The 13,637-nt window shown below is 38.9% G+C and carries 11 protein-coding genes; 7 read left to right on the top strand and 4 right to left on the bottom strand.

Annotated features, from left to right (window positions below):
- Positions 1–7 precede the first annotated feature (7 nt).
- The 4 genes from QOX35_RS03045 to QOX35_RS03030 all read left to right on the top strand — a co-directional run bounded on the left by QOX35_RS03045 (position 8) and on the right by QOX35_RS03030 (position 4,248).
- Entirely contained in the window at positions 8–1,699 is a 1,692-nt protein-coding gene (locus QOX35_RS03045; RefSeq protein WP_283685741.1) for an alpha-amylase family glycosyl hydrolase, read from the top strand.
- A gap of 81 nt (positions 1,700–1,780) precedes the next feature.
- A complete protein-coding gene (locus tag QOX35_RS03040; protein ID WP_135106823.1) occupies positions 1,781–2,719 on the top strand; it encodes a ribose-phosphate pyrophosphokinase in 939 nt (312 codons plus the stop codon).
- Positions 2,720–2,867: 148 nt separating this feature from the next.
- On the top strand, positions 2,868–3,533 hold the full coding sequence (locus QOX35_RS03035; RefSeq protein WP_135106821.1) for a phosphatidylserine decarboxylase family protein: 666 nt from the start codon (positions 2,868–2,870) through the stop codon (positions 3,531–3,533).
- A gap of 4 nt (positions 3,534–3,537) precedes the next feature.
- On the top strand, positions 3,538–4,248 hold the full coding sequence (locus tag QOX35_RS03030) for a CDP-alcohol phosphatidyltransferase family protein (protein WP_283685740.1): 711 nt from the start codon (positions 3,538–3,540) through the stop codon (positions 4,246–4,248).
- A 236-nt stretch (positions 4,249–4,484) separates the two neighbouring features.
- Here QOX35_RS03030 and QOX35_RS03025 read toward each other — a convergent pair whose 3' ends face one another.
- From QOX35_RS03025 to QOX35_RS03010, 4 genes are all read right to left on the bottom strand, one after another.
- The gene (locus QOX35_RS03025; protein WP_283685739.1) at positions 4,485–5,204 is read right to left on the bottom strand and encodes a hypothetical protein; all 720 of its coding nucleotides are present in this window, start codon (positions 5,202–5,204) and stop codon (positions 4,485–4,487) included.
- An 85-nt stretch (positions 5,205–5,289) separates the two neighbouring features.
- Positions 5,290–5,949 (bottom strand): M15 family metallopeptidase, encoded by a 660-nt coding sequence (locus tag QOX35_RS03020; RefSeq protein ID WP_283685738.1) that lies wholly within the window; start codon positions 5,947–5,949, stop codon positions 5,290–5,292.
- A complete protein-coding gene (locus QOX35_RS03015; RefSeq protein ID WP_283685737.1) occupies positions 5,936–6,781 on the bottom strand; it encodes a hypothetical protein in 846 nt (281 codons plus the stop codon). The genes QOX35_RS03020 and QOX35_RS03015 overlap by 14 nt, the downstream gene beginning before the upstream one ends.
- Positions 6,753–9,800, bottom strand: coding sequence for a serine hydrolase domain-containing protein (locus QOX35_RS03010; protein WP_283685736.1), 3,048 nt, complete (start codon positions 9,798–9,800; stop codon positions 6,753–6,755). The genes QOX35_RS03015 and QOX35_RS03010 overlap by 29 nt, the downstream gene beginning before the upstream one ends.
- A 224-nt stretch (positions 9,801–10,024) precedes the next feature.
- Here QOX35_RS03010 and QOX35_RS03005 point away from each other — a divergent pair, with 224 nt between their 5' ends.
- The 3 genes from QOX35_RS03005 (at position 10,025) to QOX35_RS02995 (ending at position 13,627) form a co-directional block, all read left to right on the top strand.
- Positions 10,025–10,933 (top strand): phosphatase PAP2 family protein, encoded by a 909-nt coding sequence (locus QOX35_RS03005; RefSeq protein WP_283685735.1) that lies wholly within the window; start codon positions 10,025–10,027, stop codon positions 10,931–10,933.
- A gap of 143 nt (positions 10,934–11,076) precedes the next feature.
- Positions 11,077–11,439, top strand: coding sequence for a 50S ribosomal protein L19 (gene rplS, locus QOX35_RS03000; RefSeq protein WP_135106807.1), 363 nt, complete (start codon positions 11,077–11,079; stop codon positions 11,437–11,439).
- A gap of 148 nt (positions 11,440–11,587) precedes the next feature.
- Positions 11,588–13,627: a glycoside hydrolase domain-containing protein gene (locus QOX35_RS02995; RefSeq protein ID WP_283685734.1), complete on the top strand. Its 2,040-nt coding sequence runs from the start codon at positions 11,588–11,590 to the stop codon at positions 13,625–13,627.
- The last annotated feature ends 10 nt before the right edge of the window (positions 13,628–13,637 follow it).

The following is a 13,637-nucleotide window of genomic DNA, read 5'->3' as shown; positions in this document are numbered from 1 at the left end:
AGCAGCTATGGCAGAAAAGATTTTTATATACCAAGTACTTCCCCGATTATTCGGCAACGACAACAATACGAATAAGGAAAGCGGAACCATAGAGGAAAATGGAGTAGGCAAGTTCTCTGCCTTCGACAATAAGGCGTTGAAAGAGATAAAAAAAATGGGATTTACCCATATTTGGTATACCGGAATACTTGAGCATGCCTCTACGACCGACTACACAGCAAATGGAATACCAAAAGATCATCCCGATGTAATAAAAGGAAAAGCAGGCTCGCCTTATGCGATCCGCGATTATTATGACGTTTCTCCCGATCTGGCTGAAGATGTAGACAATAGAATGCAGGAATTTGAAGACCTGATAGAACGTACGCACAAAAATGGGATGAAAGTAATTATTGATTTTGTACCCAATCATGTTGCACGACAATATCACTCTGATGCAAAACCGAAGAAAATAAAAGACTTGGGAGCAGATGATAATAAAGATGTAGCGTTCGACCCGGATAACAACTTCTATTATATACCCAATCAGGAACTAGAACTGCAATTCCCTACTCAACAAGGAGAAAACACATATATAGAATATCCGGCTAAAGCAACCGGCAACGATTGCTTCAGTAATAAGCCATCGATAACAGATTGGTACGAAACGGTTAAGCTAAATTATGGAATAGACTACACCAATAACAAGACAAGCTGCTTTATACCAACACCAGACACATGGCTTAAGATGAAAGACATCCTTCTTTTCTGGGCTGCCAAAGGGGTAGACGGATTTAGATGTGATATGGCGGAAATGGTTCCTGTTGAATTTTGGAACTGGGTAATACCAAGGGTAAAAGCAAAAAACAAAACACTCATCTTCATTGCAGAGGTATATAACCCCGACTTATATCACAAATATGTAGATTGGGGACTGTTCGATTATCTGTACGACAAAGTTGGACTGTATGACACACTACGCAATGTAATCAATCACCAACAACCTTCGTCGGACATTACCTTTTCTTGGCAAAGCATTGACGGACTACAAACCAAAATGCTAAACTTTCTGGAAAACCATGACGAACAGCGAATTGCATCAGATTTCTTTGCAGGCAATCCATTCAAAGCTATTCCGGGAATGATTGTAGCCGCAACAATGAATACCAATCCTGTAATGATCTACTTCGGACAAGAACTGGGAGAACGAGGAATGGATAAAGAAGGTTTTAGCGGACTGGATGGACGTACAACCATCTTTGATTATTGGTCGGTCAACTCTATAAGAAGCTGGAGGAATAAAGGAACATTCACAGAAAGCCGACTAAATGAGGAACAGATCAAACTTCGGAAGTTTTATATTCAGCTTCTAAAAATAGCAAAAGAAGAAGAGTCAATCAGAACAGGAAAGTTCTTTGATCTGATGTATGCTAATTATAGCAACATGGACTTCGATTCTACAAAGCAATACGCTTTCTTGAGGTCTGGAAAAGATGAATTCTTGATTGTAGTTGCTAATTTTGACTCCAAACCTGTGGATATTTCTGTTCACATCCCTTTTCATGCTTTCGAATACATGGAAATAAAACCGCACGAAATAAAAAAGGCGAAAGAACTGCTTTCTAAAAAGAATTTCACATTAAGCCCACAATGGGATCGGAACCTGTTTTTAAACATAGAAGAATATTCTGGGAAAATAATTAAATTTTCTATGAGCTAATTGTGTTGTTTTTCCTAATTTTACAGTCTCATATAAATCTATTAAAAAACTTTCCATAAAGATTAAAAAATTAAAGAAGAGATGGACAATAATCTACCTTTCAAAATTTTCTCGGGAACTAATTCTCGTTACTTAGCTGAAAAAATATGTACTAGCCTTGGATGTCCTTTGGGTAAAATGAAAATTGAACGCTTCGCCGATGGAGAATTCTCTGTTTCATACGAAGAGTCAATCAGGGGATGTCAGGTTTTTTTAATACAGTCCACATTCCCTTCTTCAGATAATCTTATGGAACTTCTATTGATGATCGACGCTGCAAAAAGAGCGTCTGCCTCATCTATAATAGCTGTAATACCATACTTCGGTTGGGCTCGCCAAGACCGCAAAGATAAACCTCGTGTTTCTATCGGTGCTAAACTTATTGCGGACATGCTTAGTGCAGCAGGCATCAACAGACTAATAACTATGGACTTGCATGCCGACCAGATACAAGGATTCTTCAATGTTCCGGTAGACCACTTATATGCATCTGCAATATTTGTAGACTATATTAAGACATTAGATACCGATAACCTAGTAATAGCAACACCGGATGTGGGTGGTACAAAACGTGCAAGCTCGTACGCCAAATACTTTGGTTTGCCAATGGTTATATGCTATAAACTTCGCAAGAAAGCAAACGAAATATCCGAAATGCAAATCATCGGGGACGTTACAGGAATGGACGTACTGTTGGTAGATGACATTGTAGATACAGCAGGTACAATAACAAAAGCTGCCGATATAATGAAAGCTAGTGGAGCCAGATCGGTGAGAGCCATAGCCAGTCATGCGGTGATGTCTGACCCGGCATCGGAAAGAGTAACCCAATCGGGACTTACTGAAATGGTATTTACTGATAGCATCCCTTATTCTAAGAAGTGCGAAAAGGTAGTTATTCTATCTGTGGCTGATGTGTTTGCAAATGCTATCCGCAGGGTATTAAGCAACGAATCTATCAGCTCACTGTATATCCTATAAATACAAAACAGATATAAAATAGATACATCAGAGAGGTGATTCGTTCATCTCTCTTTTCTTTTGTACTAAAATTCAGATTCCAAATTTGTATATATCGCCAAATAAAGATACTTTTGCACCTTACATTAAATATGTTTATCACAAAATAATGAAGGTTCATCACGAAGGACGAGGCGTTTTAACAACATATTTTATAATCCTGTTTGTATTAAACGGGGTACTTTGGTATTTCTTCCGTCACACATTTCTATCCTATCTTGCAGGTGGAGCATCACTTGTTTTTTTCGGTATAGTGCTCAACTTTTATCGGAGCCCCTATAGGCAATTCAAAGGCGATAGCAACGGTGTTGTAGTAGCGTCTGCCGATGGAAAGATAGTAGCAATAGAAGAAGTGTACGAAGGCGAATACTTTAAAGACAAACGCATTATCGTATCTATATTCATGTCTCCATTCAATGTTCATGCAAATTGGTATCCTATCAACGGAAAAGTGCTAATGTCTAAGCATCATGATGGACGTTTCATGGCGGCGTATCTGCCGAAATCGAGCACAGAGAACGAGAGATCAACTGTAGTCATGGAAACAGAAGACGGTAAAAACCAAATATTGCTGCGTCAGGTAGCAGGAGCTATGGCCCGACGGATTGTAACCTATGCGCAAGTTGGAGAAACAGGCAGCATAGACGAACACCTCGGCTTCATCAAACTTGGATCAAGGGTTGATGTATATCTACCGTTAGGTACTGAGATACTTGTAGAAATGGATCAAAAGGTAACCGGAAACCAGACTGTAATAGCAAAGTTCCGAGCATAAAGAGATGAAAAAGCATATCCCAAACACACTCACTTCTCTCAATCTGTTTTCAGGATCGATAGCTACCGTTATGGCATTTCAGGAAGAATATACATGGGTAGTAGTATGGGTTATCATCGCAGCCCTGTTCGATTTCTCTGATGGGTTTGCCGCTCGCTTGCTGAAGGCCTATTCTCCAATAGGTAAAGAGCTCGACTCTTTGGCTGACATGGTTAGTTTCGGGTTGGCCCCCAGCATTGCAGCCTTCCGCTTCCTGTCAGACAACACAATACGCATATCCCAGAATCTGATCATAGTAGAATATCTACCATATATAGCATTCTTACTCGCTATATTCTCTGCTTTACGGTTAGCAAAGTTCAATGTAGACGAAAGGCAAAGCGAGTCTTTTATCGGGCTAAATACTCCGGCTAATGCTATGTTTTGGGTTAGCTTCTGTTATGGTCTTGCATACAAAGTTCCGATGATTACTCCATCATTGATATATACTTTTCTGGTTGCCATTGTAGTATTCTCATTACTCATGGTATCGGAAATTCCAATGTTCTCGTTGAAGATAAAAAACATCAAGTTTAAAGGAAACGAGTACCGTTATTTTCTTGCAGCATTCATTATCGTAGCTACAATAACAATCGGAGTACTAGGAATAGCAGCAGGAATATTGCTCTATATCACCTTATCTATCTTTCAACAAACAGGAATATTAAAGAAGTAAATTCCTTCTCAATCACCACCCTCGATCCAATTACCCTTTTATTTAATTGTTAAAAAGTAACAAAAGTAACAGGTTTCGCACTCTTTTGCTGTGTCACTCTTTGCTGCACACTACAAAATCGACATACAATCATTTCAAAGACCTTTTGTTATAAGATAAATTCTTTAAAAAAAAAATATCTATATACTCAAATCTTTCAAATTGGAGAGAAGGATAAAAAGACTATCAATCTGCTCTTACCTATTCATAGATGGATAAAATATATACGGACTTAGTGCACCCCGAACAGAAATAGTAAACAATGCGGTATAAGAAGCCGATGTACCCCCATTGTTGACTTGCATATAAACGATTTGTTTGCAAGGATTATAATACACAACCATATCTTCAATATCGGGTTCGAGCAAATGCTCGAATACCTTCTGAGGAACAAGAATATTCCGCCCTTTTATAGACACCGTAATAGATTTATAATGCAACTGAGGAGACGACCACTTTGAGACACCGTAAGCCTTTTTACCGTTTACCATGTAGGTACCGTCAGCGCCTTTTTTCACTGATGTATCTTTGGAACTAATCGGCGCAACGGAAACAACGACTCGTACATCTGCATTCTTGAAAGATATGCTACCATGAGCCGACAAACGCTCTACTTCTACTATATCATAATCATCCACCCGCATCAGTTTCCTACCATGAATATATCCGCTGCTCACGCTTCTATCAGGCATATAACGATAGACCTGACGCCACGGATCTGTACTCTGATCTATAGGCAGCATATAAAAAACAGAATCGTTAGGAATCTCTACAGCGTTATGCAAATCTCCAAGACGAGGACAAAAGTCAATTCGTCCGCGAACGGTGTCTTGCGCTACCACAAATTGTGCGTTAACGTTCTGTGCGCACATACTCAAAACAAATAATACAAGCAAAACTGTGTAAATCCTTTTCATGTGCTTATTATTTTAGAGTTACAAAATATCCTTCGAAAGAAAAAGAAAAGTCGTTATTCAATAACCTTATACAACTTGCGAGCTTCTATAAGGTGTACAGCATTGAAGTGCCACCATTCCCACGTATAGTCAAAAAACCGGCATGCCTCATCACTTTGCCCAATAATTCACGATTTGCGACCTGCTGTTTTGTAAGAACCCCTCGTTGCACCAATTCAGCCTCCTTATTGATACCGGCAGCACCACCAAAAAAATCGAAGGGAGTACCCATATCCAAAGGTACACCTTTTTTGTTACAAATAGTAAGATCTACTGCCATTCCATAATTATGAAGACCTGTACGTGAAGGGCTTGCGACATAAGCCGCATATTTGGTATTCTGTACCACCCGATACATCTTACGTTGCACACTTAAAGGACGTACGGCATCATAAACCAATAAACTATAATCAGGGTGGAGAGTCTTCAAATATTTTTGTGCTTCTAGCAACTTTTTTGCAGCCAAAGGATGCAGATATATATTTGTCAACGAATCGTAAAGAATTGTTTTTGTAAAGTTATCTGTTGTTGCATACTTCAAATCGACACGAATACTGCTATCTAGAGCATTGACATTTACCAGCTCCTGCGTTTGCAGATATTCTTCGAGACTTATAAATGCTGTCTTTTGCTGCTGAGCAAATAAAACACAAGGCAACGACAAAAGACAGCAATATAGAAATATATATATTTTAATCTTCCTCATCCTCTTCATCGAAGTCATACTCAACATATTCTCTGCTCAATATTTCGTCGATAATTTCACATGTTTGCACAAACTCCTCTGTATTCTTTAATCTGTCGATAGACTGATATGCTTCTTTAAGAGATTGTAGCATAATCACATCATCTTCGCTGGCTCCCATCTCCGGACTTTCAACAAACCAATGCAGTTCATTTTTCAGGTTCTCACGGGCAGCATTATAAAAAACAAGAGCGGCTTCCGTCTCTCCCACCCGTTCCTTTATTTTGGCAGCTTCTATCATATCATGTCCCACTATATTTTTGTAGTTACTCATGATAGACAGCGTAAGCTTGGTTCTCATAACCGTGGCGAAATGTAGTCCTTCAACATCTTCCTTTTCGCGAAAATAATAAGCCAATGTATTCAATGACATGCGAATCGATGAAGCTTCTTTGATCACAACTTCGGAAACAGGCCTCATAGGATATCCTTGAGTCTCCTTTTGCAACTGCTCAATCATATCGGGTGTAAAATCGAAAATCTTATTCAAGATCGATTCTTTTATTTCATCATAATTTCCATTGATATCTGATGCAAAAATGAAACGAACCAAATCTCTGAATAAACTGCTATTAGGCTCTTTGATCGTTACAAAATCGTATACATCTAGTGTATCGCTCTTACCCTCTGTAAAAAGTTCGGCAAGTATTTTATTTATAAACTCATCTTCTTCCGATAATACCGGTTGCAATTCTTCGGTTTTGTTTTCTATTATCAAATCCCATATTAATTGGTTTTCGGTACTAAAAAATGGCTTCAATTCGTCATTCAGCGTCAGTCTTTTGTTTGTCATTGGTATTAGTATTAGTTATATTTGTTTCTTGTGATACAGTTCCTTTTTTCATCGCCGAATATATCTCTTCCTGAATACGTGTACGTATATTTAAAGTAGATATCGCATTATGAGTTCGTTTATCGTTCACTCTGTTCGACAAAAATATATAAATTAAATTATTATCGGGATCGACCCAAAAGCAAGTTCCTGTAAAACCTGTATGTCCGTATGTGCCGGCAGGAGCACTTAATGCTGTCGGACTCGATTTGCCGGTGGTTGTTTCCGGCTTATCAAATCCGAGCCCACGGCGTGAAATTCCGCTCTTTGCTTGAAGAAACAGCTGACAAGTTTTTGGCGACAAATACTGCTCACCGGCATACGTACCCATATTCAGCCACATTTGATACAGTTTGGCAATATCATTCGCATCCGAAAATAAGCCTGCATTACCCGATATTCCACCCATAAAAGCTGCACCTTCGTCATGTACATAGCCTTGCAAGAGTTGTTTGCGTAGAAAATCATCTTTCTCGGTAGGGGCAATTCTTTGCTTATCGAATTTTATCAACGGATTGTAAGTCGTTGTTGTAGCACCCAGCTTGCTGAAAAAGTTTTCCTGTACAAATGTATTCAAATCCTCTTTCGATATTTTTTCCACAACTTCTTTCAGTAGCATGAAATTGAGACAACTATACACATATTGTTTCCTTTTAGACAATTTCGACTTCGCTATTTCAGATATAATAGTATCTGAATAAGTTTCGTTGATGTAAAGCCCCTCAGCTAAAGGCAAGAAACCCACTTCAGGAGTTTGAGACACCATCGAAGGTTTAAATTTATAATCTGTACGAGCCCATGTATTCGCATCAAACTGAGCAGAATAAAGAGAAGTCTGCGTACGATTGAACAATTTACCTTCATAGCTATCTTCGTCTATCGCATTCATATAGTAAGGGATAAAGGCCGGAAGTCGGCTTTCGTGCAAGAGAGCATCCCTAACTGTTATATCCGATTTGTCCGTACCTTTGAATGCAGATACGTAGTTACTAATAGGTGTGTTGAGTTTCAATTTGGCATCGTCATACAATTTCATCACAGCAGGAACGGTAGCTGTAGCCTTCGTCATTGAGGCAAGATCGTATAAATCGGTGTTCGTTACCTTCTGCTTGCCATCATATTCGAATGAGCCGAATGATTTATTATAAATAACTTCTCCATCTTTGGCTATCAATATCTGACATCCGGGAAAAGCCTGTGCTTTTATGCCTTCCTGTACAATAGTCTCTATACCATCCAGTCGGCTTGTTGCTATGCCTACATCTTCGGGCACATTATAACTTAGTCTTATCTTTTTAGTATTAATGCCTTTTCCTTCCTTAAACACTCCTTTTACTGTCACAGGAGCTTTTCCTGTAATAGCATTGCCTCCAAATATAGCTTGAGCCGCATAATTCTGAGACAGATCAGTATCTTCATAAGCCAGCAAAACCCCATCGGCATTTTTGACAGCTGATGCATAAGCCGCTACCCGATAAGGATTAAGGAAAAAGACTAGTACAGTTTCTTTTCCTTGCATCACATTTTGTATAGCGGTACTAAAATTTGTTCTTGTAGTGTGCACCGATACTATTATTGTATTATATGGCTCAAGTACTTTTTTGAGTTGTAAAAGGGCATCACTATCAGAGACATTGAAGCAGGTAACATCTCCATACATTTTCAAAATACTATGAAATGTATTGTCCACTGAGGCACCTATCGATATCGCTGCAATTTTTCTCTTATCAAGCTCCTTTAGCGGGACAATTTTATCATCATCTTTTATCAATGTCATCGCATCCCTATGCAGGTTTCGGTTTATCCACTCGGCATTCGCATTATTCAGGCTTTGAATAAGACCTGAAGCTTCTATAGTCGTGACATGATTCAAACCTAGAATATATTTATATGCCAATACTTTCTTACACTTAACCTCTATTTGCGATTCCGAGAGTAAGGTATCTGCGATCGCTTTCTTTACCGCATTGAATTCTTTTGCTGTATTAACCGGTCCGAGAAGAACATCATTGCCCGCCAACAAAGCCCTCACACAATAGTTATCTTCTCCCGAAACCCCTTTCATCTGTAAACCATCGGTAAAGATCAATCCCGAAAAGCCAAGATCATTTTGCAACAGCTTCGTAGTGATAGGTTCAGACAGAGAGCTGGGTTGCCTTTTGGGATCGAGAGCTGGAATATTCAAATGCCCGATCATCATTCCCGACAAACCTTCATCAATGTATTTTCTGAAAGGTTTTATCTCAAAATCATCAAGCCTGTCTTTGTCATGCGTAATGGTAGGCAAAGTTTTATGAGAGTCAGTGGATGTATCCCCATGTCCCGGAAAATGTTTCGCTACGGCCATCACCCCGCCTGCTTCCAAGCCTTTCGAATACATAACACCAAGTTGGGCTACACGGTCGGGGTCTTCACCGAACGAACGGTTCCCGATCACTGGGTTATTTGGATTGCTATTAACATCGAGTGCCGGAGCAAAATTTACCTGCACACCTATCTGTCGGCACTGTCGGGCAACTTCGAGACCATAATAATATAACAGGGAATCATTTTGAATTGCACCCAGCATCATATTGCGAGGAAACTGTGTTGTATTATCCAACCTCATCGATAAGCCCCACTCGCCATCGAGCGAGATCATCAAAGGAGTTCTAGCCACCTGTTGCGCATAATTGGTGAGTTCTGCTTGATTTTGAGGAGAGCCTTTAGAGAACAAAAGCCCGCCGACATACTGGTTTGTTATCAGGCTTTTTATTGTGTTTTTATTCGACTCCGTATTATCTCCGCTTACAATAGGCATAAAAAGCTGCCCGATACGCTCATCTAGCGACATTTGATTATAGACCGAGTCGACCCAATGTCCCATTTTTTCTTTATCGACCGTATCGTAGAGAGTCGTTGTTTTACTTCCTAAAGCAGCAACATTGAGGCATATCGTTGCAAAGAATGCAGTTGCAGCTGCTATATATTTTATTTTCATCTTATGTTTGATAATAAATTAAAAGGCTTTTTCTCCTGTATACATACAAAAGTATAACGAATAAGCCTTATAAAACCAATAAGAAGCTTTAATTAAACATAGATTAACAAAGATATAATACCTTGTGTTATGATTATTTAACCTTAAAATATATCCAACAAATAACGAAATAAAAACTTCTTCGTTATATATTTATCATCAATAAACTATCAAATTTGACATATATGAATGCGCTTAGAAAAGTAAGTCTTTTTATCATTATACTATTCACGCAGACAGGCATTATATATTTGTATGCCCAAGAATATAAGCCGTTAATTACATCCAAACCGAAATTATTACAAAGCAGCTCTTTGCCCGACAAGACATTATTTCCTAAAATAGATTTATCTGCATTACCTCAGGCTCCTTTAAATATCGACTCCGACAAATGGGAAAACAAAATTCCAGAATTAAATATTGAACAAATAAGCTTTAACTCAACGTATCCCAGATTAATAGCCCCTACTCTATTTATCGCTTATGGCATCATGGCACACGAGAATCATATGCTTAAAGATCTAGACAAAAGCACAAACAATGAGGTAGGCGAGCACTTTAAGAATAAGATGATATATGATGATTATCTACAGTTTGCTCCTGCCGTTTCTGTATATGCACTAAATCTTGCGGGAATTAAAGGAAATCACGATCTGAAAGATGTAACGATCATAATGGCTATGTCTCACCTTCTGATGGCGGGAACTGTGAACATTCTAAAAAACAGCACCGGAGTACTTAGACCAGACGGATCGACACGCAATTCATTTCCGTCGGGTCATACAGCTACAAGTTTTGTCGGTGCACACATACTGTTCCGTGAGTATATAGGCAAATCACCCTACATAGCTTTTAGCGGATATATAGCCTCTTCTGCAACAGGTGTATTGCGTGTACTTAACAAAAGGCATTGGGTAAGTGATGTTTTAATGGGAGCCGGTATAGGCATATTCAGTGTCGAAGCCAGTTATCTTTTATTGCCAACAATCAATAAAATTTTATACCCGAATCACTTAAATTCGAAACATACTCTGGCAATAGCTCCAAATATAGGAGATAACTCTTACGGAATAGGAATGGAATACACCTTCTGACGCCCATCCTAATAGTTTCAAAAATAGAGGTTAAGGTATTGCAATTTTCGGAAATATCGTTATCTTTGCATCCGCTTTGCGTAATCTCTGACGGGAGGTGCTCGTGTATATTGCGTATATTAACAACAAAACCATATATAATCATGGACTTAATTAAAGTTGCAGAAGAAGCATTTGCTACAGGAAAAGAGTTTCCTAAATTCAAAAGTGGTGACACAGTGACAATTGCTTACCGTATCAAAGAAGGTAACAAGGAACGTGTTCAGCAGTACCGCGGTGTGGTTATTAAAATTGCAGGACACGGAACAAAAAAACGTTTCACTGTTCGTAAAATGTCTGACAACATCGGTGTAGAAAGAATTTTCCCTATCGAATCACCATTTATTGACAGTATCACTGTAAACAAAGTGGGTAAAGTTCGTCGTGCTAAATTGTATTACCTTCGTAGTCTTACAGGTAAGAAAGCTAGAATCAAAGAAAAAAGAGTTGTATCTAACAAAGCTTAATTCTTTATCCTACAACAAAGTACGAAAAAGATACAGAAGAGTCTGCCTACAATGCAGGCTCTTTTTTAATATCTATGCACTGCTACCTCTTACAGATTATTCTTACCTTTAGCCCATTATACCAAATCCTGTGCGAAAAACTTTAATTATGAGATTCTATAAACCATCGCTCATCCTGATTATTCTATTCTGCTCGATACTAATAAATACAAATGATCTCTTTGCTCAACAAGGAAAGACAAAGAACGAATATGTTTATCTCTTTATGGGTACAGCTGGAGATAACGGACAGGTAGATCCTGCCGCATGTGTTCCGTACGGTATGGCGAGAGTTTGTCCCGATTCTGATCCCAGAACTCATGTCGGATACGATTATGATGTAAGTAAGATTTCCGGGTTCTCGGTCAATCGTATATCTGGTATCGGCTGTAGTGGCGCAGGAGGCAATTTAAGCATCAAACCTGTAGCGAAAGATGTTAGCATCAGTATGAATAAAGAACTGGAGTCTGCTACTCCGGGTTACTATACCACCACTCTTACCAATGGAATAAAAGCAGAATTGATAGCAACTCATAATGTAGCTATAGAACGTTATCACTACCCAAAAGGGGAATCTGCAAAAATGTCGATAAATTTTGCTTCATCTTTCACCAGAGTACTGGACTGTGATTATGAGATTATTTCAGACAGGGAAATACAAGGATATATACATGCAGGCAATACATGCGATCATGGTGCTTACAAACTGTACTTCAACATAAGTATAAGCAAGCCCTTTACAGTAAATGCAAAGTATGAGCAAGATGTAGAGCTGGCGTTTGAGGGTACTGATAATCATCCGATAGAAGTAAGAGTTGCTCTTTCTCCGATTAGCACAGAAACAGCTCGCTTAGAAAATGAAGGGATAAAAAACCTTTCTTTTGAACAAATAAAATCACAAGCTGCTGATTCATGGGAAAACATCCTATCGCGAATAGAAATAAAAGGAGCTGGCGAAGACGAAAAGAAACTATTCTACACCTCTCTGTACAGAGTATTTCTTAGTCCGGCAAATACGACCTCGATCGACGGAAAGTATTTGGCTACAAATGGAGAAGTACAGCAAAAAAAGGATTATACATATTACAGTTGCTGGTCTATGTGGGATACATATCGGACCAAGTTCCCGTTAATCACCCTACTCGATTCGAAATCGATGAGAGATATTGCAAACTCTTTGTGTAATCTGTATATATATGGCAAAAAAGATTGGGCTACAGACTTCGAATCAACCCCCACAGTACGTACCGAGCATTCACAAGTAGTGTTACTGGATGCGTACAAGAAAGGAATTACCAATATCAATTTAGCTGAAGCTTACGATGGAATAAAGAAGGAAATGGACAATCTCCCTACCAATCGTCCCGATCAGACACTGGAGAGCTGTATCGACTGGTGGGCTATGGCTCAGATAGCTGAGATACTAAACAAAACGGATGACGCTAATTCCTATAGCGACAAAGCAAAAAGCACATTTATAAAAACATGGAATACAGATTTTAATAACATTGACGATTCTTTTACAAAGATGCGAGGCAGCGGGCTTTATCAAGGTACACGCTGGCAATATCGCTGGGCTTTGCCTCAATACCTGAACGAAATGGCTGACAGTGCAGGAGGACAAGACATCTTAGCGAAGCAGCTCACCTATTTCTTTGACAACAATCTGTTTAATCAAGGAAACGAACCGGGAATACATGCTCCGTATATTTTCAATCGCTTGCAACAATACGATAAAGCTCAGGCGAATGTAAGACGCATCATAAAAGAAGATTTGAACCACCTGTATGGAGGGAATGCTGAATATCCGACACCTTATCATGGCAAGCCTTTTAAGACAGAACCGAAAGGATACATGCCTGAAATGGACGAAGACGATGGCACAATGAGTGCATGGTATGTATTCTCTACAATAGGACTATATCCTCTGGTAGTAGGCGAACCGTGGTACGAGATCGTTTCTCCGCTTTATGATAATATTACCATACAGTTGGATAACGGAAAAAAATTAAACATTACAACTAAGAACCGTAAATCACCCGATGCTATAATCAGACAGGTGAAGTATAACGGAAAAATTATCTCCGACTTCAGAATAAACCACAATGACATTCTCAAAGGTGGAACTTTGGAGTTAGAGTACAAATAGGATTTAAAAT

Origin of the sequence: Dysgonomonas sp. Marseille-Q5470, assembly GCF_951230145.1 — a bacterium.
Lineage (GTDB): Bacteria > Bacteroidota > Bacteroidia > Bacteroidales > Dysgonomonadaceae > Dysgonomonas.
The sequence above is the reverse complement of the archived record's forward strand: the minus strand, read 5'-3'. Positions and strand labels throughout refer to the sequence as shown.

Coding starts and splice junctions, on each gene's coding strand:
- QOX35_RS03045 (WP_283685741.1), top strand. CDS start 8: ATGGCAGAAAAGATTTTTATATACCAAGTACTTCCCCGATTATTCGGC.
- QOX35_RS03040 (WP_135106823.1), top strand. CDS start 1,781: ATGGACAATAATCTACCTTTCAAAATTTTCTCGGGAACTAATTCTCGT.
- QOX35_RS03035 (WP_135106821.1), top strand. CDS start 2,868: ATGAAGGTTCATCACGAAGGACGAGGCGTTTTAACAACATATTTTATA.
- QOX35_RS03030 (WP_283685740.1), top strand. CDS start 3,538: ATGAAAAAGCATATCCCAAACACACTCACTTCTCTCAATCTGTTTTCA.
- QOX35_RS03025 (WP_283685739.1), bottom strand. CDS start 5,204: ATGAAAAGGATTTACACAGTTTTGCTTGTATTATTTGTTTTGAGTATG.
- QOX35_RS03020 (WP_283685738.1), bottom strand. CDS start 5,949: ATGAGGAAGATTAAAATATATATATTTCTATATTGCTGTCTTTTGTCG.
- QOX35_RS03015 (WP_283685737.1), bottom strand. CDS start 6,781: ATGACAAACAAAAGACTGACGCTGAATGACGAATTGAAGCCATTTTTT.
- QOX35_RS03010 (WP_283685736.1), bottom strand. CDS start 9,800: ATGAAAATAAAATATATAGCAGCTGCAACTGCATTCTTTGCAACGATA.
- QOX35_RS03005 (WP_283685735.1), top strand. CDS start 10,025: ATGAATGCGCTTAGAAAAGTAAGTCTTTTTATCATTATACTATTCACG.
- rplS (WP_135106807.1), top strand. CDS start 11,077: ATGGACTTAATTAAAGTTGCAGAAGAAGCATTTGCTACAGGAAAAGAG.
- QOX35_RS02995 (WP_283685734.1), top strand. CDS start 11,588: ATGAGATTCTATAAACCATCGCTCATCCTGATTATTCTATTCTGCTCG.